The following is a 23,310-nucleotide window of genomic DNA, read 5'->3' as shown; positions in this document are numbered from 1 at the left end:
CCCGGCGACGGCCGCGGCGCTACGACCGCAGCGGGGCCACGACCGAGAAGACCGCGCCCTGCGGGTCCTGGACGACGGCCATCCGGCCCACCTTGTCCATGTCGAACGGCGGCGCGAGCACGTTGCCGCCCGCGTGCACGACCGCGTCCACGATGCTGTCGGTGTTGTCGACGGCGAAGCTGACCAGCCAGTGCGGCGGGGTGTTCGGGGGGAGGTTCTCCATGCCCTGGACGCCGCCGACGGTGCGTCCGTTGACCTGGATCCCGGTGAACTCCGGCATCTCGGGCATGGGACCCGCCGTCACGCCGAGCACGGCCGAGTAGAACGCGCCGGCGGCCTTGGGGTCGGGGGTCTGCAGCTGGTTCCACACCAGCGCGCCGTGCTCGTTGACGATCCCGGCGCCCTTGAAGTCGCGCGGCTCCCACACACCGAAGACCGCGCCCTGCGGATCCGCCGCGACGAACATCCGCCCCAGCGTCATGACGTCCATGGCGGGCATGATCACGGTGCCGCCGTTCTCGCCGACCTTCGCCGCGGTGTCGTCCGCGTCGAGGACGGAGAAGTAGGTCGTCCAGGCGGTCGGCGGGGCCGGCTGGCCCTCCTGGGCCATGGTCTTCATCAGACCGGCGACCGGCTTGCCCTTCTGCAGGCAGACCGAGTAGCCGCCGAACTCGTCCGGCCCGACCTCGGCCTGCCAGCCGAAGAGGTCGCGGTAGAAGTCGAGCCCGGCCTGCTGGTCGGGCACCATCAGGTCGATCCAGCACGGCGTGCCGGGGTCGTAGGGGCCGGTGACTTCGGGCATCTGGCGTCTCCTTGCGTGGAGCGGGCACCGGGCGGGCGCCCGGTGGGACGTCTCCCCCGGCCCGGCCCGGACGACCGGGCCGCCCCCGCGGGCGAACCACCCCCCGGCTCCCACCCTCCCCGCCGCCCGCCGCTCCCGCTACCCGAACCGGCCCCGCGGGTGGCGGTCAGCGGAAGGCGGCGGCGTGGGCCGCGGCCCAGTCGGCGAAGGAGCCCGCCGGGCGGCCGAGCAGCCGTTCGACGTCGCCGGACACTGCCTGCTCCGCGGGCAGCGGGCTGCCGAGGATGCCGAGCGTGGCGTCCACGACCGGCTCGGGCATGAAGCTCAGCATCCGCGCCCGGGCCTCCTCCCGGCTCTGCTCCACGAAGCGCACCTCCTCGCCGAGGGCGGCGCCGATCGCCCGGGCCTGCTCGCGCGGGGTGACGGCGGCGGGCCCGGTCAGCTCGTACGTCCGCCCGGTGTGGCCCTCGCCGCCGCCGGCCAGCACCGCTGCCGCGACCGCCGCGATGTCCGCGGGGTCGACGACGGGCAGGGCGACGTCGCCGAAGGGCGCGACGACCGTGCGCCCGGTGCGGACGGACTCGGCCCAGCCCAGGGAGTTGGTGGCGAAACCGCCCGGGCGCAGCACCGTCCAGTCCAGACCCGAGCCGTGGACCGCCGCCTCGAAGGCGGCCGGGTGGGCGTACGCCTCGGGGCGGGTGCCCGCGCCCTGCGACGAGAGGAGGACGACACGGCGGACACCCGCGGTCTTCGCCGCGTCCAGCACCTCGTGCGGTGCGTCCCCGGCGACGAGCAGGAAGAGCGCGTCCGCCCCGGTGAACACTTCCCGCAGGCCGGCGGGCTCGGCGAGGTCGCCGCGTACGCCGCGGACGCCCGCGGGCCGGTCGCCGGCCTGCGGCCCGCGGGACAGCGCCGTCACCTGCTCGCCGGTCGCGGCCAGCGCCTCGACCACTCGGCGGCCGACGTTTCCGGAGGCTCCGGTCACCACGATCATGATTGCTCCCCAGGTGTGTTGCGGGCTCGTTCACCCGCTGACCCGACGAAGCTAACATCGCTCGGATAGTAGGTACCTAGGAGAAAGTATTGGCCGGATGCCGACTCAGTGGGAGGAGAGCTGAGCCAGGCCCTCGGTGGCGATCCGGGTGAAGACCTCGTGGTCGGCGGCGAAGTCGGAGTCCGGGATCGGGTGGTGCAGCACGATCTCGGTGACACCCAGCTCGGCGTGCCGGCCGGCGAAGTCCACGAAGGCGTCGACGGAGTCCAGCATCGTGTTGCGGTCCGGTGTGAAGCCGGTGAGCATGATGCGCTCCAGCTCTCCCGGATCGCGCCCGGCGGCCGCGCACGCCTCGCCGAGCCGTTCGATCTGGCCGCGGATCGCCGCCCGCGACTGCTCGGGCGTGCCCTCGTCGTAGAGCGCCGGATCGCCCGTCGTCACCCAGGCCTGGCCGTACCGCGCGGTCAGGGCGAGGCCGCGCGGGCCGGTCGCGGCGACGGCGAAGGGCAGCCGGGGCCGCTGCACGCAGCCGGGGACGGTGCGCGCCTCCTCGGCCGTGTAGTACGTGCCGCGCCGGGTGAGCGCGGGCTGCGTCAGCAGGGCGTCGAGCATGTCGACGAACTCCCCGAACCGCGCCGCCCGCTCCCGCGGCGACCACGCCTCCTGGCCCAGCGCGGTGGCGTCGAAGCCGGTACCGCCCGAACCGATGCCGAGCACGACCCGCCCGCCGGAGATGTCGTCGAGCGACATCAGCTCCTTGGCGAGGGTGACCGGATGCCGGAAGTTCGGCGAGGTCACGAGGGTGCCGAGGCGGATCCGTGACGTGCTCACGGCCGCCGCCGTCAGCGTCGGGACCGCTCCGAACCACGGCTTGTCCCGGAACGTCCGCCAGGTCAGGTGGTCGTAGGTGTAGGCGGCGTGGAAGCCCAGCTCCTCCGCCTGCCGCCACACCTCCCGGCCCTCGGCCCAACGGTAGATCGGCAGAATCACAGTACTCAGTCGCATGCACACGACCCTACGAGCAAGGGACCGCGCAGCAGACACGAAGCATGGCTGCGCCGTGCGGCGGTCCTGTGCCGGACGCCACCGCGCTTCAGCCTGCCTGCAAGTTGTTGGCGCTTCGAGGAACGCGACCCACCGAACGCGCGCCGCTCGCTACCGTGGTTGAGGTGAACGCAAGGAGCGGCGCCGAACTGGACGCGCTGATCGAGGAAGCGACAGTCGACACGTACGACGAGATCGAGGCGGTCAACGGATTCCTGGCGGCCCTTGATGAGCACCTGACGGTTCCTTTCACCACGGCCGTCCTGGGAGTCGAGGTGACAGTGGTCGAGATCGACCTCACGAACGACTCCCGCATGGTTGCTCGTTGCGTCCGGGAGGAGTTCCGGCAGGACATCGGCCTGGCCGAACTGCCCCTGCCGGAACCGCCTCCGGACGGGGCGCACTGGGTCGAGGCGTACCGACGTTGGGCCGGATGCTGAAGAAGTGGACCCGGACGAGGGCCGAAACGCGTAGGAGCACGACATGGACACCGCGCCGGATCTCGCACATGCCCTGCGCCGTAGCGCCGAGTTGAAGGAAGACCTCGTCGCGTTCGGGGAGGGTCGCTCCTTCGAACGATTCCTCGACCCGCTCTTGGCGGAGGCAGACGGCCTTGAAGGCGCGCTGGACGAGGCGACCGCGGTCAACGTCATCGACCACTTCCTGCTGCAGTACCGCCTGCCGGACGGCAAGACGGTCGCCGACCGTTTCGTCACCCGGCGAGCGGCTCTGACCGAGGCCGACCGCCAGATGGTCCTGGCGTGGCGCGATCCGGTGGAGGGGCTCTTCGAGGTACGGGGCAAGGACGGCGAGTACCTGCGCCTGCTCAACCTGCTGGACGACCTGGAGTACCGGACGTACACCAACGCCGGTCGATCGGCCTTCCGGAGCGTCACCAGGGGAGGCTTTCTCGGCGCCCGGCTCGTCCCCCTGGCGACGGTATCCGGCGCATGGCTCGTCTCCGGTGTGATGTCCTCCTACCCCCGGGCCGCCGCGCCGGAGGTCGCCGGTGCGGCCCTCGAGCTGGCCACCAGCCGGCCCGACCTGGTCTTCCGCAACCCGGAGAAGGTCGAGCAGGGATGGCGCTCGATGCGGGAGGACCGGGTCGCGTTCGCCGAGTTCTTCGGCGGCGACGAACTGATCCTCGCGCCCGAAAAAACCGAGGACCGCATCAATGCCTACTACCGCCACAGGCGGGAGGTTGCCGCCGGGCAACGGCCCGGCACCACCCGCGGGGAACAGCACGCTGCCCCGGGTCTTCCCCTCTTCACGCTGCCGCGTGAACTGAGGGACTCGGATACCGTCGGCGTCATCTACGACCAGGTCGACGGGCTCAACTTCTACGCGGACTACGGATCGTTGCTGGACCTGTTCGCCAACCCCGACCTCGCGGGCCGCAAGCGCCATCAGGATCTGCTCCGCACGTACCTGCGCGAGGAGACGATCACGCCGCTGCCCATCCGCCGTCTGGCCGCCGCACACCCGCAGAACGTCGACACGGTGTTTCGCAGACTCCTGCGGCAGCCCGGATTCACCTGGAGCGAGCACGGCGACGCTCTGCTGCGCCGACGCAAACCCTGGTACTACGCAAGTGAGCCGCGCCCGGGAGTCTCCGTGATCGGTGACCGGCTCGGTGAGCTGCTCCGGGCGCGACCGCGCTGAGCGCATACGGGGAGTTCATCCCGGGAGGCCCCACAGCCTGCACCCGGTGACCGAGAAGGAAGGCCTTAGTGTGCATACTGCGGTATGCTGACCGTATGGCTGACACGACCCGGATCACGGTCACGCTGCCGACCGAGCAGGTGGCGGAGCTGAAGAAGCTCACGGACAACGTCTCCGGCTATGTGGCCGAGGCAGTCGCCCGTCAGATTCGGCACCAGCTACTCGGGGCCGATCTGCGGAGCTACGAGGACGAGCACGGCTCCTTCAGCGAAGAGGAACTGGCCGAGGCCCGTGCGCGTATCACGGGGGCGACGGGGACCACGGGCGGCGCGAGCGCCGCGTGAGTCAGCACATCGAATCCGTGGTCCTGGACAGCGAGGGCCTGTCAGCCTGGGTCGCCCAGGACCGGAAGGTCCTCGGCCTGCTGAAGGTGTTCCACGAGATGGGCGCGGATCTGATCATCAGCGCGAACACCATCGTGGAGGTCAGCCACTCCCGCGTGAACATGCCACGGCTCCAGTGGGCGCTGTCCCGGATCAAGGTAGAAGCGGTCACCGAGCAGACGGCGAAGGAAGCGGCGCGGCTGCTCAAGGCGACCGGCCTTCATGGGCACAAGTACGCGATCGACGCGACCGTCGCGGAGGCGGCCCTACGGCAGCCTGGCCCCGTGGTCCTCCTGACGTCGGACATCGACGACATGGCCCGCCTGTGCGGCAAGCGGATCGGGCTCATCGGCATTTGAGCAGCAGAAGCGCAGGTCAGGCCGTGATGGGTGAACGCGGCTTGACCGAGGTCAGGAGGGTGCCGAGGCGGACCTGTGACGTGCTCACGGCCGCGGCCGTCGGCGTCGGGACGGCTCCGCACCACGGCTTGTCCCGGAACGTCCGCCAGGCCAGGTGGCCGTAGGTGCAGGCGGCGTGGAGCCCGGCTCCTCCGCCTGCCGCCCCACCTCCCGCCCCTGCTCGTGCCGGCGGTGGATCGGCGGGATCACAGTGCTCGGACGCATGCGGCGAGCCTGGCCGGTCCCCGGCACGAAGGTCTCGCCGGCTCCCGAGCCGGATCCGCTCCGTCACGGCCGTCACGGCCGCCGCGGCCGTCAGCGTCGGCGCGCATCGACCACAGTCGTCACGCGCCCCGTCTCGATGGCGTACACATGCCCGGACACACTCACCTTCGGTGACAGCAGCGGTGCGGCGAGCAGGTGTGCGACGTCCTCTCGGACCGTCCTGTCCGGCTCGGACACCTCGGACGCCCTCAGTACCGGCTCTTCCACACCGGTCGCCTCCGCGGCCTGCCGCAGGAATGCGGGGTCTGCGAGGAACCCGGTACCGCACTGGGTGTGGTGCAGGATCGCGACCTCGAAGAGCGGACCCGTCAGGCCGAACACCGCCTCGGCCAGGAAGGTCAGGTAGGCGAGGTCGTCGATCACCGACGGGGTGATCCGGCCGCCCGCGTTACGTATGACCGGGGCGTCGCCCGGCCGGAGTCCGAGAACGGCCGCGGGATCGATCCGGTGGTCGAGGCAGGTGACGACAACCAGCCGCGCGGTGGGCGCGCTGAGCGGAGCGGGGCGGTAGTCGCGGACGAACTGCTCGTTGCGCTCGAGCAGAGGGGTCAACCTGGTCATGGCATTCCGTCCCGCTGACGGTCGAGCGGCAGGACGGCGAAGTCCCTCAGCCGCGATGGTGGACGCCGTCCACATTAAGCCGAGCAAGTGGACACTGTCCACCAATGTTAGTGTGGCGCCGTGACATCCGGCCCAGCAGCAGCGGAAGCCTCCGGGGCGAACGAGCCGCGTCGGCGGCCGCGCGGCGCGGTGCGGGACGGACTGGTCGCCGCCGGGCTCGAACTCGCCCGGCACGGCGGGCCGGAAGCCGTGGTGCTGCGCGAGGCAACGCGGATCGTGGGCGTGGTGCCCAACGCCGCCTACCGCCACTTCGCCGACCGGGACGAACTCCTTGCCGCGGTGTGCACGGCGGCGATAGGCGAACTCGCCGACGTGATGGCGGAAAGCGTGAGGCGTGTTCCCGGCGAATACGGTGATCCCGCCGCGGCGGGCGAGCGGTTGCGGGCGATCGGCACGGCCTACTTCGCATTCGCCCACGACGAGCCGGGCCTGTTCGCGACCGCCTTCGCACTGCCGCGACCGCACGCGTACCGCACGCCGGAGGACGCGGGCGGGCCGGATCGCACACCTCTGGGTCAACTCCGGGCCGCGCTGGACGAACTCGTCGTCGCCGGCGGGCTCGATCCGCGACGTCGGCCCGGCATCGAATACGGCATCTGGTCCGCGGTGCACGGGATGGCGGTCCTGTCCGGGCAGGGGCCTCTGCGTGACGTGCCCGACGCCGATCGCCGCCGCCTGGAGGAGCTCACACTGAAGATGATCGGCGCATCCCTGAGGGACGAACCGCAGGCCGGCCCGTGAGGCACGAACGCGGCGTGACCGAGGTCAGGAGGGTGCCGAGGCGGACCTGTGACGTGCTCACGGCCGCGGCCGTCGGCGTCGGGACGGCTCCGCACCACGGCTTGTCCCGGAACGTCCGCCAGGTCAGGTGGCCGTAGGTGCGGGCGGCGTGGAGCCCGGCTCCTCCGCCTGCCGCCCCACCTCCCGCCCCTGCTCGTGCTGGCGGCCCCGTGCGAGGACCCGCTCTCCTCGGGCGTTCTCCTCGGGCGTGGCCTCAGCCCGGGACCGCCGCCGGCAGACCGAGCAGACGGCGCATCGCCTCCGCGGAACGGACGGCTGCGTCGCCGCAGCAGTTGTTGAACAGGAGGTGGACCTCGCGCGCCTGCTCCGCGAGCCGGCGGATGCGCGGCGTCCACTCGGACAGTTCCTCCGGCGTGTAGGAGTGCCGGAACCGGTCTTCCTTCGAACCCGTCGCCCAGGCGCTGCTGCGACCGTGGAAACGCACCACGGCGAGATCCGGGGTGGTGACCCGCACGACCGGCGGAACGGACGTGGGGAGCGTCTGGACCATGTCGACGCCCACGGCGGTCATCTCCAGCTCGGTCAACAGCGCGGCCGTCCCGGTGACCTGGTCCTCACCCCACCAGCCGGGATGCCGGAACTCCACAGCCACCGGCCAGCCCGCGGCACGCTCACGGCACTGGCGCAGGAACGCCACCGCGGCCCTGCCCGGCACGAGCTGACGCGGGAACTGGAACAGCAGCGTCCCCAGACGGCCCGTGCGGCGCAGCGGTTCGAGGGCCCCGCTGAACCGGTCCCACACCTCGTCGAGCAGCCCGGGATCGGTGCCGGCCCGGCCCGGTCGTCCGGCGAGCGCGGGGCGTAACTCGACCGGCAGTGCGCTCTGCCGCGTCGGGTGCCCGGTGAGCAGGGAGAACGCCTTCACGTTGAACCGGAAGCCGTCGGGGGTGCGTTCAGCCCACAGCCGGCTGTTGCGGGCGCTGGGCAGCCCGTAATACGTCGAGTCCACTTCCACCACCGGGAACTGCGCGGCGTAGTGCCGTAGCCGGCCCTCCGCGTCGCGCTGGCCCGCCGGATACCAGCCGCTGGCCACCAGAGCCTTGTCCGTCCACGAGCACGTGCCGACCATGACCTCTCCCATGCCGCCCGTCTTCCCCGGTACGAGCGGGCGCAACGTCCCGCGCGGCTCCTCCGCGCAGGGGCGGCCGTTCCGCACAGGCCGGCGCGCCGTCGCCGCGGTCAGCCGGGGGACTGCGACCGGGGCGGGTGAAGGCCTGCCGCCCGGGAACGGGCCGCGAGGGCGTCCATGCGGCGCGCGGCGACCTCCCGTTCGGCCGCCGCGGCCACGAACTCCGCGACGTGCTCCGCGCCGACCAGGGCCCTGACCGCGCTCACGGTGCCGGCGGGGAGCGTCACCTGCCGGCTGTCATCCGGCTCCGGGGAGGAGGCGGGTACGGGTCCCGGTACGGGCTGCCGCGGCCCGGAATCGGTCCCGGGCTCGTGGGGGGACTCGGGCCCGGGCCCGTGGGCCGGGGCGGCGGGCAGCACCGCGTCGCCGAGGTGGCGCCGTACGTGCGCGGTGGCGCGCAGCCGCATCGCGCGGGCCAGCTCCGCGTCCACCGTCTGCTGTGCCAGCGGGCGCAGCCGCCGGACCAGCTCGGCGGCCTCGGCCGTCTCCGCACCGGTCGGCGGGTGCTGGAGGAAGCGCTGGAAGACGTATTCGGTCGTGAACTCCAGGAAGCGCTCCGAGATGTGCTCCACCTGCCCGCGCAGCTCCCGCAGATGGCCGGTGATCGCGCCCAGCGGCACACCGGCCGCGTGGAGTTCCACCGCCACGGCCAGCTCCTGGGGGCTGGGCACGGTGAACTCGCCCTCGCTGCCCGGCACCGGCTCCAGCACCCCGAGGCGCACCGCATCGCGCACCGCGGACGGATCGGGGGGCCCGCCGAAGGCCTCGGTCAGCTCCGCCAGCCCGATGCGCGCCGGCTGCTCGTCCGACCAGGGACGGTCCACCTCGCCGACCAGCCCGAGCACACCGGCGAGGCCGGTGCCCGCGTCCCACGCGGCCAGCAGCTCCTTGATGCTGGCCAGCGTGTAGCCGCGCTCCAGCAGATCGGCGATCTGCCGCAGCCGCTCCAGGTGCGTGTCGTCGTAGAGGTTGGCCCGCCCCCGGCGCTCCGGCTTCGGCAGCAGCCCGCGGTCGGTGTAGGCGCGAATGGTGCGGACCGTGGTCCCGGTGATCCGGGACAGGTCCTCGATCCGGTACGCGCTCCTCCCGTTGCCGGCGCCGCTGCTCACCGCCCGGCCCTCATGTGTTCCCGTCCTGCTGTCCGTCATCTCCGCCTGCCGTTCCCGCCGGCTCCTCCGGCCGGCGGCCACGGGGTCCGCCACCGGCGCCCCGTGCCGCCTGCACCGTACGCCACCGGCTACAGCGGAGGACGGACCCGGGCGAGGGCCCGTGCCGTCCGGGGCGAGAGCCGGCTCAGCAATCGGGCGCCGTGGGCCTCGGGTGTCACGGGCACCACCGCGGTGTCCCGCAGCACCGCACGGACCACGGCACGGGCGACCTTCTCCGGCGGGTAGTTGCGCAGCCGGTAGAGCCGCGCCGTCCTGGCCCGGCGCCGCTCCTCCTCCTCGCCCCCCACACCGACGTGCCGCGCGCTGCCGGTGATCGGGGTGTTGACCGGACCGGGGCAGACGGCACTCACGCCGATGCCGAGGGGCGCCACTTCGGCCCTGAGCGCTTCGGACAGCATCAGCACGGCGGCCTTCGAGGTGCTGTACGCGGGCAGCAGGGGCGGCGGCAGGAAAGCCGCCGCGGAGGCCGTGTTGACGATGTGGCCGCCCTCACCGCGCTCGGCCATCTGGCGTCCGAAGACCCGGCAGCCGTGGATGACGCCCCACAGATTGACGTCCAGCAGCTGCTTCCAGTCCTCGGCGGTGGTGTCCAGGAACCGGCCGGCCACGGCGACGCCCGCGTTGTTGACCACCACGTCGGGAACACCGTGCCGTTCGAGGGTGCGGGCGCCCAGCTCCTCCATCGCCGGGCCGTCGGACACGTCGACGGTCTCGGCCCAGGCGCCCGGCGAGCCCGCCGCCCGCGCCAGTTCGGCCGTCCGCAGGGCGCCCGCGGGATCCCGGTCCACGGCCACGACCCGTGCCCCCGCCTCGGCGAACGCCACCGCGGTCGCCCGGCCGATGCCGCTCCCGGCGCCCGTGACCAGCACCAGCTGGCCGGCGAACCGCTCGCCGGCCGTCCGCAGGTCCTTGCCCAGCGCCGGCCGCGGCCCCTTGCCCGCCCTTTCCGCCCGCCCGGCCGCGGCGCCGCCCACCGCCGGCGCACCCTCCTGCGCCGCGGCGGCGAACTCCGCGATCCAGCGGGACAGCTGCTGCGGGCGGGAGCGCGGCACCCAGTGCTTGGCCGGCAGCGTACGCCGCGTCAGCAGGGGTGCCCAGTGGTCCAGGTCGTCGTAGAGCCGCTCGGACAGGAAGGCGTCGCCGGTCGGGGTGACGAGCTGTACGGGCACCTGTGCGTAGGCGTCGGTGCGGGGGTGGCCGAGGCGCTGCCGCACGTTGTCCCGGTAGAGCCAGGTGCCGTTGGCGGCGTCCCGCGGCAGGGAGGCGGTGGGGTACTCGCCGGCCGGCAGCTTCTCCGCGCGCGCGAGCATCCGGGGCCACTGCCTGCCGAGCGGGCCGCGCCACGCCATCTCGGGCAGGACGGGGGTGTGCAGCGCGTAGATGTACCAGGACTTCAGGCCCTGGCCGAGGACCTGGGCGGCGCGGCGGGGGGTGGGGCGGCGCACCCGGCGTCCGATCCAGTGGCCGAAGTGGTCCAGGCAGGGGCCCGACACGGAGGTGAAGGACGCGATCCGGCCCGCGGTCTCCGGCACGGTGACGAACTCCCAGCCCTGCACCGAGCCCCAGTCGTGGCCCACGAGGTGCACGGGCCGCTCCGGGCTCACCGCGTCGGCCACGGCGAGGAAGTCCCGTGTCAGCTTCTCCAGGGTGAATCCGCCGCGGAGCGGGGACGGCGCCTGCGAGCGCCCGTGTCCGCGCACGTCGTAGCGGACCACGTGGAAGCGGTCGGCCAGCAGCTCCGCCACCTTTGACCACACCTCCTTGCTGTCCGGGTAGCCGTGCACGAGCACCACCGTCGGCAGCGCCGCGTCGCCGGACTCGGCCACGCACAGCCGGACGCCGTCCGCACCGCTCACGAACCGCTCGGCCGTCCGCCGCCCGGGCTGCTCCTGCCCCTGCTCCTCGCCGGTTCCCTGCTGCCCGCCCGTCCCGGTCATCCCGCTCACCCGCCCCTTCGTCCGCACATCCGAAGCTGACATCACTCACTGTGACATCGGTCGATGGGACGGTCAATACTCGGTCACTCCCTGTGGACAACTCGCCCTCACCCTTCGGCGGCAGCCCCGCGGTGTACCGACCCCTACGGGTGGTCAGCCCCGAGGAGTACACATATCCACGACCCCGGGGGGACGCCAGGGTGTGCTCCGGACCACTACGGTCGTCCCGTGACTGTGATCTCCACCGAAAGCCTGAGCAAGCGGTATCCGGGTGTGACCGCCCTCGACCGGCTGTCCGTGGCCGTCACCCCCGGAGTGACCGGGTTGGTGGGGGCCAACGGGGCCGGCAAGTCGACGCTGATCAAGATCCTGCTGGGGCTGTCCCCGGCGACCGAGGGCAGGGCCGCCGTGCTCGGGCTCGACGTCGCGACCGACGGGCCGCAGATCCGCAGCCTGGTCGGCTACATGCCGGAGCACGACTGCCTGCCGCCCGACGTGTCGGCGACCGAGTTCGTCGTGCACATGGCCCGGATGTCGGGCCTTCCACCGTCCGCCGCGCGCGAGCGCACCGCGGACACGCTGCGGCACGTCGGCCTGTACGAGGAGCGGTACCGCCCGATGGGGGGCTACTCGACGGGCATGAAGCAGCGGGTCAAGCTCGCCCAGGCGCTGGTGCACGACCCGAAACTGGTGCTGCTCGACGAGCCGACCAACGGTCTGGACCCGGCCGGGCGGGACGAGATGCTCGGCCTGATCCGCCGCGTCCACTCCGACTTCGGCATCTCGGTACTGGTCACCTCCCATCTGCTCGGCGAGCTGGAGCGCACCAGCGACCACATCGTCGTCATCGACGGCGGCAAGCTGCTGCGCGCCTCCTCCACCAGCGACTTCACCCAGACCACCGCGTCCCTCGCGGTCGAGGTCACCGACCGCGAGGAGGAGCTGCTCGCGCAGCTGACCGGCGCGGGGCTGACCACCCAGGCACAGGGCCACCTGCTGCTGGTCGACATCGCGGACGACGCGACGTACGACATCGTGCGCGACGCGGTGGCCGGCCTCGGTGTCGGCCTGGTGCGCATGGAACAGCGCAGGCACCGGATAGCCGAGCTGTTCGTCGACGACGACACCGCCCCGGCAGGGGACGACGCCCACAGCACGGAAGGAGACGGCCGTGAAGCAGCCTGACGTCGCCGCACCCGGCGGCACGGCCGCCGCGGGCGCGCCCGCCGCCGGTTCACCACCCGACGTCATCCACGACATCGGCTACCGCAGCTACACCGGGCCGCGCCTCGGCCGCGGCTACGCGCGCACCTCACTCTTCGTCCAGAGCCTGCGCGGCGCCTACGGACTCGGCCGCAGCGGCAAGTCCAAGGTGCTGCCGATGATCCTGCTCGGCGTGATGTGCCTGCCCGCGCTGATCATGGTCGCGGTGGCGATCTTCGCCGACCAGAACGACCTGCCCATCGCCTACACGCGCTACGCCGTGGTCCTCCAGGCGGTCATCACGCTCTTCGTCGCCGCCCAGGCACCGCAGTCGGTCAGCCGGGACCTGCGCTTCAAGACCACGCCGCTGTACTTCTCCCGCCCCATCGAGCGGGTCGACTACGTGGCGGCCAAGTACGCCGCGCTGACCGCGGCGCTGCTGCTGCTGACGGCGACCCCGCTCCTCATCCTCTACATCGGCGCGCTGCTGGCGAAGCTGGGCTTCGCACACCAGACCGCCGGGTTTGCGAAGGGCCTGGTGTCCGTCATATTGCTCTCCCTGCTCTTCGCGGGGATCGGCCTGGTCATCGCGGCGGTCACACCGCGCCGCGGCTTCGGTGTCGCGGCGGTCATCGCCGTGTTCGTGATCACCTACGCGGCCGTCTCCAGCGTGCAGGGCGTGGCCGGGGCGCAGGAGCACGACGATGTCATCGGCTGGATCGGGCTCTTCTCGCCGGTCACCCTGATCGACGGCTTCCAGACGTGGTTCCTCGGTGCCCGCTCGGCCTTCCCGGAAGCCGCGGGCCCGCCGAACGCGGCGGCCGGAATCGCGTATCTGCTGGTCCTCGCAGGCATCATCACCGGCTCGTTCGGGCTGCTGATGCGGCGCTACCGGAAGGTGGGCCTGTCGTGACCACGGTCACCATCGACAACGTCTCGCGCTGGTTCGGCAACGTGGTGGCGGTCAACGACGTCACCATGAGCATCGGGCCGGGCGTGACGGGACTGCTCGGCCCCAACGGCGCCGGCAAGTCCACCCTCATCAACATGATGGCCGGCTTCCTCGCCCCCTCCAGCGGCACGGTCACGCTGGACGGGCACGTCATCTGGCGCAACGAGCAGGCCTACCGGGAGATCGGCATCGTCCCCGAGCGCGAGTCGATGTACGACTTCCTGACCGCCCGCGAGTTCGTCGTCGCCAACGCCGAGCTGCACGGCCTGCCGGATCCCGGCGCGGCCGCCCAGCGGGCGCTGGCCACCGTCGGGATGGAGTACGCGCAGCACCGCCGGATCGAGACGTACAGCAAGGGCATGCGGCAGCGCGCCAAGATGGCGTCCGCGCTCGTCCACGAGCCGTCGGTGCTGCTGCTCGACGAGCCGTTCAACGGGATGGACCCGCGGCAGCGGCTGCATCTCATGGAGCTGCTGCGGCGCATGGGCGCCGACGGGCGCACGGTGCTCTTCTCCTCCCACATCCTGGAGGAGGTCGAGCAGCTGGCCCACCACATCGAGGTCGTGGTGGCCGGCCGCCACGCCGCCTCCGGTGACTTCCGCAAGATCCGCCGGCTGATGACCGACCGCCCGCACCGCTACCTGGTGCGGTCCAGCGACGACCGGCGGCTGGCGTCCGCGCTGATCGCGCACGCGTCCACCGCCGCGATCGAACTGGACGTACGGGAGAAGGCCCTGCTCATCCAGGCGGTCGACTTCGCCGGATTCACCGAATTCCTGCCCCGGATCGCCCGCGACCACGGCATCCGGCTCTTCACGGTCTCGCCGTCCGACGAGTCCCTGGAGAGCGTCTTCTCCTACCTGGTCACGGCGTAAGGAGCGACCGAGATGTCCGTCACCACCGCCCCGCCCGGACGCGGCACCGCGCCGCCGTCACCGAGCCCCCGGTTCTACCATCCGACCGTCGCCCGGCTCACGTACGGCGCGCTGCTCGGCCGCCGCCGCGCCCTGCTCCTCTTCTGCCTGCCGCTGCTGCTGCTCGTCATCTCGGCCGCGGTGCGCGCGCTGAGCGGCGCCGACGACTCCACGGCCGACGACGTGCTCCAGGGCTTCGCGCTCAGCGCGCTGGTGCCGCTGGTCGGCGTCATCGCCGGCACCGGCGCGATCGGCCCGGAGATCGACGAGGGCGCGATCGTCTACCTGCTGGCCAAGCCGGTCAGACGCAGCACGATCATCCTCACCAAGCTGGTCGTGGCCGTGGGGGTGAGCCTCGCCTTCACCGCCGTCCCCGTGCTCCTCGCCGGATACATACTCAACAGCAACGGCCAGAACGTCGCCGTCGCCTACACCGTCGGCTCCGCCGTGGCCTGCGTCGCCTACTCCGCGATCTTCCTGCTGCTGGGCGTCGTGACGCGGCACGCGGTGGTGGTCGGCCTGGTCTACGCGCTGGTGTGGGAGGGCGCGGTGGCCAACGTGGTGCCGGGCGCCCGCAAGCTCAGCGTCCAGCAGTGGGCGCTGGCGGTCGCCCAGAAGGTCGCGCACGGCGACATCGTCAGCTCCGACGTCGGCCTCACCGCGGGCGTGGTGCTGCTGGCCGTCGTGACGGTGGTGACCACCTGGTTCGCCGCCCGCCGGCTGCGCAGCCTCAAGCTCGCCGCCGAGGAGTGACGCGGCGCCCGTCGGCACCGCGGCCCGTCGCCGTACGCGCCAAGGCGGCGGGCCGCCCCGGTGGGCCGGTGCCGACGGGCGGGGGAGCGTGCCGCGGGGAAGACTGGGGGCGATGCTCCAGCACACCCTGCAGGCGGCGCGGGCGTCAGTGGCCCGCGCCGCGGCGCTCCGGCTCCGCCGCGTCACCCCGCGCGACGCGCGCCGCTGGGCCGTGCGGTGGGTGCGGTCCTCTCCCGGTACCCACCTGTGGCTGGCCACGCTGGCGGTGACCAGCGCGGTCGTGGCGGCCGCCGCCCCGCACACCCGTTCCGCGCTGCTGCACCACTACAGCACCAACCTCGTCGAGCTGCACCGTCACCCGGTCCGCGTACTGATCGGCAGTGCGTTCTGGATCCAGACGCCCTCGGCGTTCGCCTTCTACAGCCTGCTCTTCGCGCTGGTGCACGCCCCGGCCGAACGCTGGCTCGGCACCTGGCGCTGGCTCTTCACCGCCGCCACCGCGCACATCGGCGCCACGCTCGTCAGCCAGAAGGCGGTCTTCTTCGGCATAAGGGACGACCGCCTGCCGCACTCCCTCGCTCACACCGTGGACATCGGTGTGAGCTACGGCCTGGCCGGCGTCGTCGGCGTGCTCGCCTACCGGGTGCCGCGGCCCTGGCGCTGGGGGTATCTCGCCGCCCTGCTCGCCTTCTTCGCCCGTCCCGTGCTGAACGGCGGCACGTACACCGACCTGGGGCACCTCACGGCCTTCCTGCTCGGGCTGTGCTGCCACGCGGCGACACCGCTGCCGGCGCCGCGCGGCCGACCGCGCCCCACCCGTACGCGTCCGCTCGCAGCACCGGCCGCACCGGACCCGCTGAGCGCCGGCGATCAGGTCAGAGGGGGCCGAAGAACCGCTCCAGGACCGGCACGATCCCGTCCTCGTCGTGGGCGGCGGTGACCTCGTCGGCGACGGCCTTCAGCTCCTGGTGCGCGTTGGCCATGGCCACGCCGTACCCGGCCCACGCGAACATCGGGATGTCGTTGGGCATGTCCCCGAAAGCGATCGTCTCGGCCGCCGTCACGCCCAGCCGCCGTGCGGCCAGGGACAGACCGGTCGCCTTGGTCAGGCCCAGCGGCAGCAGTTCCACGATGCCGGCGCCCGCCATGGTGGCGCTCACCATGGTGCCCGCCACCTCCGTGGCCACCTGCGTCAGCTCGTCGTCCGTCAGCTGCGGATGCTGTATGTAGAGCTTGTTGAGCGGCTGCGCCCACAGTTCTTCCGGGCCGGAGATGTGCAGGACCGGCAGCTCGGGGTTGTGCACGTAACCGGGGCCCACCAGCACCTCGCCGGTGAGCCCGTCGCGGCTGGCGGCCACCGCCAGCGGGCCGGTCTCCGCCTCGATCTTGGCGAGCGCCAGCGCGCCGACCTGGCGGTCCAGGGTGATCGAGGTCAGCAGCCGGTCGGACCCCGCGTCGTAGACCTGCGCGCCCTGCGCGCAGACGGCGAGCCCCTGGTAGTCGAGGTAGTCCAGTACATGGCGCACCCACGGGACGGCCCGGCCCGTCACCACGATGTGCGCGGCGCCCTTGGCGGCGACGGCCGCGAGCGCGTCCCGCGAGCGGGGCGAGACGGTGGCGTCGCTGCGCAGCAGGGTGCCGTCGAGGTCGGTCGCGACCAGCCGGAAGGGCGGCTCGACGGAGCCCGCCGCGGTGACGGGCCGGTCCGGCGTGCTCACTTGGCGGCGGCCGGGGCGGCGGGCGAGCCGGCCGGCTCCAGCAGTTCACGCCCGCCCAGGTAGGGCCGGAGCACCTCTGGCACGCGCACCGAGCCGTCGGCCTGCTGGTGGTTCTCCAGGAGGGCGACGATCGTGCGCGTGACGGCGCACAGCGTGCCGTTGAGCGTGGCGAGCGGGCGGGTGCCGTTCGCGTCGCGCATGCGCACGCTCAGCCGCCGGGCCTGGAACTCGTTGGTGTTCGAGGTGGACGTCAGCTCGCGGTACTTGCCCTGGGTCGGGACCCACGCCTCGCAGTCGAACTTCCGCGACGCCGACATGCCGAGATCGCCCGAGGCCAGCTCGACCACCTGGAAGGGCAGCTCCAGCGACGTCAGCCACTGCTTCTCCCAGGCCAGCAGCCGCTGGTGCTCGGCCTCCGACTCCTCGGGAGTGGTGAAGACGAACATCTCGACCTTGTCGAACTGGTGCACCCGGAAGATGCCGCGGGTGTCCTTGCCGTACGAGCCGGCCTCGCGCCGGTAGCAGGACGAGAAGCCCGCGTAGCGCAGCGGCAGCCGGCCCGCGTCGATGATCTCGTCCATGTGGTAGGCGGCCAGCGGGACCTCGGAGGTGCCGACCAGGTAGAGGTCGTCCTTGTCGAGGTGGTAGACGTCGTCCTCGGCCTGGCCGAGGTAGCCGGTGCCGGCCATGGCGGCGGGCTTGACCAGGTTCGGCGTGAGCATCGGGGTGAAGCCGGCAGCCGTCGCCTGCGCCATGGCGGCGTTGACCAGGGCCAGCTCCAGCAGTGCGCCGATGCCGGTCAGGTAGTAGAAGCGCGATCCGGACACCTTGGCGCCGCGCTCGGTGTCGATGGCGCCGAGCAGCTCGCCCAGCTCCAGGTGGTCGCGCGGGGTGAAGCCCTCGGCGGCGAAATCGCGCGGGGTGCCGTGCTGCTCGACGACGGTGAAGTCCTCCTCGCCGCCGATCGGGGCGTCGGGGTGGACGATGTTGCCGATCCTGAGCAGCAGCTGCTGGGCCTCCTCGGCGGCTTCGTGCTGCTCGGCGTCGGCGGCCTTGACCGCGGCCGACAGCTCGCCGGCGCGGCGCAGCAGCTCGGCCTTCTCGTCGCCCTGGGCCTTGGGGATCAGCTTGCCCAGCTGCTTCTGCTCGGCGCGCAGCTCGTCGAAGCGCGTGCCGGAGGAGCGGCGGCGCTCGTCGGCGGACAGCAGGGAGTCGACGAGCGCGACATCCTCTCCACGGGCGCGCTGCGAGGCACGCACACGGTCGGGGTCGTCACGGAGCAGGCGAAGGTCGATCACGGCAACAGGCTACCGGGGAGGCGCCCGCAGCCGCGACAGCTTAGCGACTTTATGCCCGATATGAGAGCTTCACAACATAAGCGTGGGAAATCCTGAGTAGGGCCGGAAAACGGTCTGTCAACCATATTGCGGGGGTCCCACCGCAGGTACATCCGGCTTGTGGAGAACCGGAGTTGATCATCCCTCCCGGAGGTGAGTTATCCACAGGCCTTCAGAAGTTCTCCCCTACTTGTCCACAGGGTGTGGGGAAGATCTGTGGAGGAGGGTGAGATCATTCCGGGCGCCGAGTGATCGGCTATGGATTCCCCGCGGAAACTCGCTCCACACTCACTTTCGAGTGAGAAAACCTCCCTCGGACGAGTGGGCCGCGCGAAATGGGCTGACGGGGGGTGTCCTGCGCCACTCTGCGGTGTCCTGGTATCTGTGTACCGATTTGTCGATGACGTCGGTTTCGCCTGTCGACGTGTCCCCACGTTACCCACAGGCTCGCGGCCGTCCCTGTGGATAACTCGCGGGTAGCTGTGCAGAACAGTGCAGAACAGCTGCGCAGGGCCACCGCGGACGGCGGCGCGGGCCGATCCGGGACCCGGGGGGTGCCCCTCAGCCGCGGCCGTCGAGCGTGCGGTTCAGCCAGTCCGAGGCCTCGGCGAATTCGGTGTCGCCCGTGCCCCGCGCGACAGCCCCCGCCACCTCGTCCGCCCGCGGGTACGACCCGAGGAAACGCACGTTCAGGCAGCGCCGCCGCAGTCCCATGAGCGTCTCGCCGACCCGCCGGTCGGTCAGGTGGCCCTCGGCGTCGACGGAGAAGCAGTAGCGGCCCAGGCCCTCCCCCGTCGGCCGGGACTCGATCCGCATCAGGTTCACCCCGCGGATGGAGAACTCCTGGAGCAGTTCCAGCAGCGCGCCCGGGTGGTCGTCGCGCAGCCAGAAGACCGCCGACGTCTTGTCCGCGCCGGTCCGCGCCGCCAGCCGGGCGGGGCGGCCGACCAGCACGAAGCGCGTCGTCGCGTTGGCCGCGTCCGCGATGTCCGTCGCCAGCGGCTCCAGGCCGTAGGTCGGCGCGGCGAACTCCCCCGCGAAGGCCCCGTCGAAACGGCCCTCCTGCACCAGCCGTGCGCCGTCGGCGTTGGACGCCGCCGACTCCCACAGCGCGTCCGGCAGGTGCTCCGACAGCCACTGCCGCACCTGCGCCTGCGCCGCCGGGTGGCCCGTGACGGTCTTCACCGACGACAGCTCCGTGCCGGGACGCACGAGAAGCGCGAAGGCGATCGGCAGCAGCACCTCGCGGTAGATCATCAGCGGCTCGCCGAAGGCCAGCTCGTCGAGGGTCGCGGTGATGCCGCCCTCCACGGAATTCTCGATCGGCACCAGGGCCCCGCCCGCCTCGCCCGCGCGCACCGCGTCCAGCGCGGCCGGCACGGAGACCATGGGGACCAGCTCGCGCGTCGCCGCCTCGGGCAGCGACCGCAGCGCGGCCTCCGTGAAGGTGCCCTCGGGACCCAGGTACGTGTAGCGGCTCGCTGACGACATGCAAGCAGCCTAACGGCCCGCGCGCAGTGCTCCGTACGGGTCACGCACCGTCACCCCGGCACGGGGTATCCTCCGGCGCGCTCACCCCTCCAGCAGCCGCTGGCCCACGTATTCGCCCGGCCCCGCACCGCCCGGTACCGCGAACAGCCCGCTCGCCTCGTGGCGCAGGAAGCGCGACAGCCCGTCGGCGCTGTCGAGCTTGCGCTGCACGGGCACGAAGCCGCGCATCGGATCCGCCTGCCAGGCCACGAAGAGCAGCCCCGCGTCCGGCGTCCCGTCCGCGCCGATGCCGTCGTGGAAGGAGAAGGAGCGCCGCAGCATCGCCGCGCCGCCGTTGGAGGCCGGGGCGGCGACGCGTATGTGCGCGTCGCCCGGGATCGCGAGCGTGCCGTCCGGCCCGAACCGGGCGAGGTCCACCGGGGTGGTTCCGGTGCCGCCGGACAGCGGCGCCCCGTCCGACTTGCGCCGCCCGATCACCTTCTCCTGGCGTGCGACCGGGAGGTGGTCCCAGTCGTCGAGCAGCATCCTGATCCGCCGCACCACCGCGTACGACCCGTTCGCCATCCACGCCGGGGAGCCGTTCGGCGGCACGAAGACCCGGGCGGCGAAGTCGGCGTCGGAGGGCCTGGGGTTGTTGGTGCCGTCGATCTGGCCCATCAGGTTGCGGCCGGTCACCGGGTGGGCGGTCGCGCCGGGGCTGCGGGTGAAGCCGTTCATCTGCCAGCGGACGGTCGCCCAGTCCCGCGCCGCCTTCTGGAGCACCCGCAGCGCGTGGAAGGCCACCAGGGCGTCGTCCGCGCCGATCTGCACCCACACGTCGCCGTCGCTGCGTGCGGCGTCCAGCCGGTCGCCGGGGAAGTGCGGCAGCGGCGCCAGCGCCTCCGGCAGCTCCGGCCCGAGCCCGGTGCGCGCGAAGAAGCCGCGGCCGAAGCCGAAGGTGACGGTGAGGGAGGCCGGACCGGCGTCGTACGCGATCTGGTCGTCGTACGCCGCGGGGGCCGCGGGCCGGTCCTGCCGGGTCATCGTGCGCACCGCGGACGACCAGCGGCGCATCAGCGCCGCAGCGCCCCGGCGCCCGGCGTCCGGCAGCAGGTCGAAGGCCGCCAGGTGCCCGAGGGCCTGCGCGGGCTGCACGATGCCCGCCTGGTGGACGCCCTCGAAGGGGATGTGCGCGGAGCCGACCGTGCCGAGCGCCACCGGTACGGAGCGTGCGGCGACCGCGCCCGCGGCCCCGGCGGTGCCCCCGGCGACCAGGCCTGCGGCGCCCGCCGCGCCCGCGGTGCCGAGAAGACGGCGCCGGGTGATCGGCGTCGCACGGTGCTGTGCCGTGTCAACGGCGCCGGGTGCCGCCGCGTCGAGGCCGACCTCCTCTTTTGTGCCGGGTGCGGTTGTCTGCGCGTCCGGTGCGCCGCCCGTGCCGCGGCCCCGTGCACGCGGCTCACCCGCGGCGGGGTCCCCGGCGGATCCGCTGCCCTGCGCCGCGGATCCGCCGCCGCCCTTCCTGCCTGCCGTGCTCATGTGCGCTCGCCCTTGCCGTGGGGTCAGGAGGTGATCTGGACGTCCCGGGTCACCGTCACCTCGTCGATGTCGGAGGTGCGCACGGTGAGTGCGAGCTGCCAGGTGCCCGCGAGCGGCAGCCGCACACCGGTCGCGATCCAGTGGCCCGCGGTGAAGGCTCTGACCTTCGCCGGGAGCGGGCCCAGGTGCTGCGCGGGCAGGGTGAAGGCGAGCCGTACCTCCGGTGCCTTGATCGGCTTGCCCGCGGGGTCGGTCAGCTCCATGTGCACCTCCGCGTCCCGGCCCGCGCGCGGCGGGGCGAGGGTGAGCGAGGCGGTGCCCTTGCCGCCGGCGCCGCCGGTGTCGAAGGGGATGCTGAGGCTGACCTGCTGCGGCGCGGTGGCCGCCGGGGCGCTCGCACCGGGTGCGGCCGGTGCCTTGGCCAGGCGCTTCTGCTCCTCCGCGGCGCGGCCGGGCTGGCTGCCGGTGAGGATCGTGGTGACGGTCAGCAGGACGACGGCGATGCCCGCCTCGATCAGCACGGTGCGGCGCAGCGCCACCCGCGCGGGGTCGGCGTCGCGCACCTTGCGCTCGCGGGCCGCGGCCCGTACGGCCTGCTGCCTGCGCAGCTGGGCCGCCCGCCGCGGGTCGCCGCCGGCCGCGCGCTCGACGGCGTCGTCGCGGCCGGTGTCCGCGCCCGAGGAGTCGCCCGGGCCGTCCGCCCTCCCGGCCGCTCCGCCCGCCGCCGTGTCCGTGCCGTCCTGCGCGCCCTGGCCGGGCTCCTGAGGGCCTTCCGGCCCCGCCGCGGCCTCCGGTCCGCCCGCCGTCGCCACGACAGCCTGACGGGGCGTCCGGCGCGCCTCCCCGCGCGCCTTCTGCCGCGCGACCCTGCCCGCCGTGCCCGCCCTGCCGGATGCTGCCGCCGCGGGCACCGCCTCGCCGAGGGACTGCGTCCAGCGCCGCGAGAACCACGCGGTGGCCACCAGGCAGCACACCAGCCCGATCTTGATGAGCAGCAGCCGCCCGTAGGAGGTGTCGGTGAAGGCCCGCCAGGTGCCGATCTGCCGCCAGGCCTGGTAGGTGCCGGTGCCGACGAGCGCGGTGATCGCCGTCAGCGCGACGGTGGAGAAGCGGCGTACGGCGGCGCGTTCCAGCGTGGCCGCGGCGGACGGCACGCCGAGCGCGGTGAGCAGGGTGATCAGGCCGCCCAGCCACACCGCCATGGACACCAGGTGGACGACGTCGACCGGCATGGCCACTTTGCGCTGGATGCCGACCGAGGCGTGCTCGGCCATCGCCCACGTGGCGGCGATGCCCACCGCCACGACGCTGCCGCCGATGCCGAGGCCCCACGCCAGGTCCGCGCGCTCCTCCGGGTCCTCGCGCTCGGTGAAGCTGCCGAAGAGCACGGCGAGGAAGACCGCGGCCGCGGCGAGCAGCAGCAGCCGGGAGACCAGCGCGGCGCCCGGCCGGGTCTCCAGCTGGGTGCGGATCACGTCGAGGTCGAAGGCGTCACCGAGGCCGGTGCCGTTGGCGTAGGGGCCGCGCAGCATGATCAGCGCGATGGTCGCGGCCACCAGGGCGACCCAGCCGCCGGCCGCGAGCCGCTTCATCGGGCGCAGCCGTGCGCCCTGCGGCCAGCACACGGACAGGAAGACGCAGCCGCCGACGAGCAGCGCGAAGCCGCCGTAGGCGACATAGCGAGCGACGCCGTAGAGCGTGCCCGCGGCACCGCCGCCCACGGCGGCCTGCGCCGCCAGGTCGACGGTCGTCTTCGAGGGCGCCCCCACCGAGAAGGTGAAGGCGCCCGCGACCGGGTGGCTGTCCTGCGAGACGGCCTTCCACGCCACCGTGTACGTGCCGTTGCCGAGCCCCGCGCGGAGCGCGACGGTGGCGGTGGCGCCGGAGTCCTCGCCGTCGGCGTGCGCGGGGGTGCCGACGGCGACGTTCGCGCCCTGCGGGTCCAGGACGCGCAGCGAGTCGGCGGACAGCAGCACGCCCTCGGAGAAGGTGAGCACCACGCGCTGCGGCGCGGTCTGCACGACCGAGCCGTCGGCGGGGTCGGTACGCAGCAGCGCGGCGTGCGCCGACGCGGGCGTGGCGGTGCCGAGCAGGATCGCGACGAGCGCGCCCAGCGTGGCGAGCACCGCCGCCGCGGCACGGCGCGGTGTGAGCCGCCGCCCGTGCCGCCGTGCGGAAAGCCGTCTGTTCATGCGTCGG

Annotated in this window: 22 protein-coding genes; 10 read left to right on the top strand and 12 right to left on the bottom strand. The window is 72.9% G+C overall.

The window, feature by feature from the left end:
* Positions 1-19: 19 nt before the first annotated feature.
* The 3 genes from ACH4SE_RS02205 to ACH4SE_RS02195 all read right to left on the bottom strand — a co-directional run bounded on the left by ACH4SE_RS02205 (position 20) and on the right by ACH4SE_RS02195 (position 2,807).
* On the bottom strand, positions 20-802 hold the full coding sequence (locus ACH4SE_RS02205) for a VOC family protein (RefSeq protein WP_398541342.1): 783 nt from the start codon (positions 800-802) through the stop codon (positions 20-22).
* Between the two features lie 166 nt (positions 803-968).
* Complete coding sequence (locus ACH4SE_RS02200; protein ID WP_398541341.1) at positions 969-1,796, bottom strand: SDR family oxidoreductase; 828 nt, start codon at positions 1,794-1,796, stop codon at positions 969-971.
* A gap of 105 nt (positions 1,797-1,901) precedes the next feature.
* The gene (locus ACH4SE_RS02195) at positions 1,902-2,807 is read right to left on the bottom strand and encodes an LLM class flavin-dependent oxidoreductase (protein ID WP_398541340.1); all 906 of its coding nucleotides are present in this window, start codon (positions 2,805-2,807) and stop codon (positions 1,902-1,904) included.
* 158 nt (positions 2,808-2,965) lie between these two features.
* Between ACH4SE_RS02195 and ACH4SE_RS02190 the strand changes: the two genes are divergently transcribed.
* The 4 genes from ACH4SE_RS02190 (at position 2,966) to ACH4SE_RS02175 (ending at position 5,244) form a co-directional block, all read left to right on the top strand.
* The gene (locus ACH4SE_RS02190) at positions 2,966-3,280 is read left to right on the top strand and encodes a hypothetical protein (protein WP_398541339.1); all 315 of its coding nucleotides are present in this window, start codon (positions 2,966-2,968) and stop codon (positions 3,278-3,280) included.
* A gap of 43 nt (positions 3,281-3,323) precedes the next feature.
* Positions 3,324-4,502, top strand: a complete 1,179-nt coding sequence (locus tag ACH4SE_RS02185; RefSeq protein ID WP_398541338.1) for a hypothetical protein — start codon at positions 3,324-3,326, stop codon at positions 4,500-4,502.
* 95 nt (positions 4,503-4,597) lie between these two features.
* On the top strand, positions 4,598-4,846 hold the full coding sequence (locus ACH4SE_RS02180; RefSeq protein WP_398541337.1) for a hypothetical protein: 249 nt from the start codon (positions 4,598-4,600) through the stop codon (positions 4,844-4,846).
* Entirely contained in the window at positions 4,843-5,244 is a 402-nt protein-coding gene (locus ACH4SE_RS02175; RefSeq protein ID WP_398541336.1) for a PIN domain-containing protein, read from the top strand. Before ACH4SE_RS02180 ends, ACH4SE_RS02175 begins: the two co-directional genes overlap by 4 nt.
* Before the next feature lie 354 nt (positions 5,245-5,598).
* Here the strand turns inward: ACH4SE_RS02175 and ACH4SE_RS02170 are convergent, their stop codons facing one another.
* The gene (locus ACH4SE_RS02170) at positions 5,599-6,129 is read right to left on the bottom strand and encodes a carbonic anhydrase (protein WP_398541335.1); all 531 of its coding nucleotides are present in this window, start codon (positions 6,127-6,129) and stop codon (positions 5,599-5,601) included.
* A 189-nt stretch (positions 6,130-6,318) separates the two neighbouring features.
* Here ACH4SE_RS02170 and ACH4SE_RS02165 point away from each other — a divergent pair, with 189 nt between their 5' ends.
* Positions 6,319-6,930 carry a TetR/AcrR family transcriptional regulator gene (locus ACH4SE_RS02165; protein ID WP_398541616.1) on the top strand — a complete coding sequence of 204 codons (612 nt, stop codon included), beginning with the start codon at positions 6,319-6,321 and terminating at the stop codon, positions 6,928-6,930.
* Between the two features lie 253 nt (positions 6,931-7,183).
* Here the strand turns inward: ACH4SE_RS02165 and ACH4SE_RS02160 are convergent, their stop codons facing one another.
* From ACH4SE_RS02160 to ACH4SE_RS02150, 3 genes are all read right to left on the bottom strand, one after another.
* Complete coding sequence (locus ACH4SE_RS02160; RefSeq protein WP_398541334.1) at positions 7,184-8,071, bottom strand: DUF72 domain-containing protein; 888 nt, start codon at positions 8,069-8,071, stop codon at positions 7,184-7,186.
* Positions 8,072-8,169: 98 nt separating this feature from the next.
* A complete protein-coding gene (locus ACH4SE_RS02155) occupies positions 8,170-9,267 on the bottom strand; it encodes a MerR family transcriptional regulator (RefSeq protein WP_398541333.1) in 1,098 nt (365 codons plus the stop codon).
* Positions 9,268-9,356: 89 nt separating this feature from the next.
* A complete protein-coding gene (locus ACH4SE_RS02150; protein WP_398541615.1) occupies positions 9,357-11,225 on the bottom strand; it encodes an SDR family oxidoreductase in 1,869 nt (622 codons plus the stop codon).
* Positions 11,226-11,459: 234 nt separating this feature from the next.
* Here ACH4SE_RS02150 and ACH4SE_RS02145 point away from each other — a divergent pair, with 234 nt between their 5' ends.
* The 5 genes from ACH4SE_RS02145 to ACH4SE_RS02125 all read left to right on the top strand — a co-directional run bounded on the left by ACH4SE_RS02145 (position 11,460) and on the right by ACH4SE_RS02125 (position 15,987).
* Positions 11,460-12,410, top strand: coding sequence for an ABC transporter ATP-binding protein (locus ACH4SE_RS02145; protein ID WP_398541614.1), 951 nt, complete (start codon positions 11,460-11,462; stop codon positions 12,408-12,410).
* Between the two features lie 64 nt (positions 12,411-12,474).
* Complete coding sequence (locus tag ACH4SE_RS02140; RefSeq protein ID WP_398541613.1) at positions 12,475-13,341, top strand: ABC-2 transporter permease; 867 nt, start codon at positions 12,475-12,477, stop codon at positions 13,339-13,341.
* On the top strand, positions 13,338-14,255 hold the full coding sequence (locus ACH4SE_RS02135) for an ABC transporter ATP-binding protein (RefSeq protein ID WP_398541332.1): 918 nt from the start codon (positions 13,338-13,340) through the stop codon (positions 14,253-14,255). Before ACH4SE_RS02140 ends, ACH4SE_RS02135 begins: the two co-directional genes overlap by 4 nt.
* A 12-nt stretch (positions 14,256-14,267) precedes the next feature.
* Positions 14,268-15,047 carry an ABC transporter permease gene (locus ACH4SE_RS02130; protein ID WP_398541331.1) on the top strand — a complete coding sequence of 260 codons (780 nt, stop codon included), beginning with the start codon at positions 14,268-14,270 and terminating at the stop codon, positions 15,045-15,047.
* A gap of 112 nt (positions 15,048-15,159) precedes the next feature.
* Positions 15,160-15,987, top strand: coding sequence for a rhomboid-like protein (locus tag ACH4SE_RS02125; protein ID WP_398541330.1), 828 nt, complete (start codon positions 15,160-15,162; stop codon positions 15,985-15,987).
* Here the strand turns inward: ACH4SE_RS02125 and ACH4SE_RS02120 are convergent.
* The 5 genes from ACH4SE_RS02120 to ACH4SE_RS02100 all read right to left on the bottom strand — a co-directional run bounded on the left by ACH4SE_RS02120 (position 15,923) and on the right by ACH4SE_RS02100 (position 23,303).
* Positions 15,923-16,765, bottom strand: a complete 843-nt coding sequence (locus tag ACH4SE_RS02120) for an HAD family hydrolase (protein WP_398541329.1) — start codon at positions 16,763-16,765, stop codon at positions 15,923-15,925. The two genes, ACH4SE_RS02125 and ACH4SE_RS02120, sit on opposite strands and share 65 nt — an antisense overlap.
* Positions 16,762-18,063 carry a serine--tRNA ligase gene (gene serS / locus ACH4SE_RS02115; protein ID WP_398541328.1) on the bottom strand — a complete coding sequence of 434 codons (1,302 nt, stop codon included), beginning with the start codon at positions 18,061-18,063 and terminating at the stop codon, positions 16,762-16,764. Before serS ends, ACH4SE_RS02120 begins: the two co-directional genes overlap by 4 nt.
* A gap of 600 nt (positions 18,064-18,663) precedes the next feature.
* Positions 18,664-19,593, bottom strand: coding sequence for a prephenate dehydratase (gene pheA, locus ACH4SE_RS02110; protein WP_398541327.1), 930 nt, complete (start codon positions 19,591-19,593; stop codon positions 18,664-18,666).
* A gap of 81 nt (positions 19,594-19,674) precedes the next feature.
* Complete coding sequence (gene efeB, locus ACH4SE_RS02105; protein WP_398541326.1) at positions 19,675-21,111, bottom strand: iron uptake transporter deferrochelatase/peroxidase subunit; 1,437 nt, start codon at positions 21,109-21,111, stop codon at positions 19,675-19,677.
* A 23-nt stretch (positions 21,112-21,134) separates the two neighbouring features.
* Entirely contained in the window at positions 21,135-23,303 is a 2,169-nt protein-coding gene (locus ACH4SE_RS02100; RefSeq protein ID WP_398541325.1) for a copper resistance protein CopC, read from the bottom strand.
* Positions 23,304-23,310 lie beyond the last annotated feature (7 nt).

It is taken from the genome of Streptomyces sp. NPDC020983 (assembly GCF_044333485.1).
Lineage (GTDB): Bacteria > Actinomycetota > Actinomycetes > Streptomycetales > Streptomycetaceae > Actinacidiphila.
This window is presented reverse-complemented; position numbering and strand designations above follow the sequence as displayed.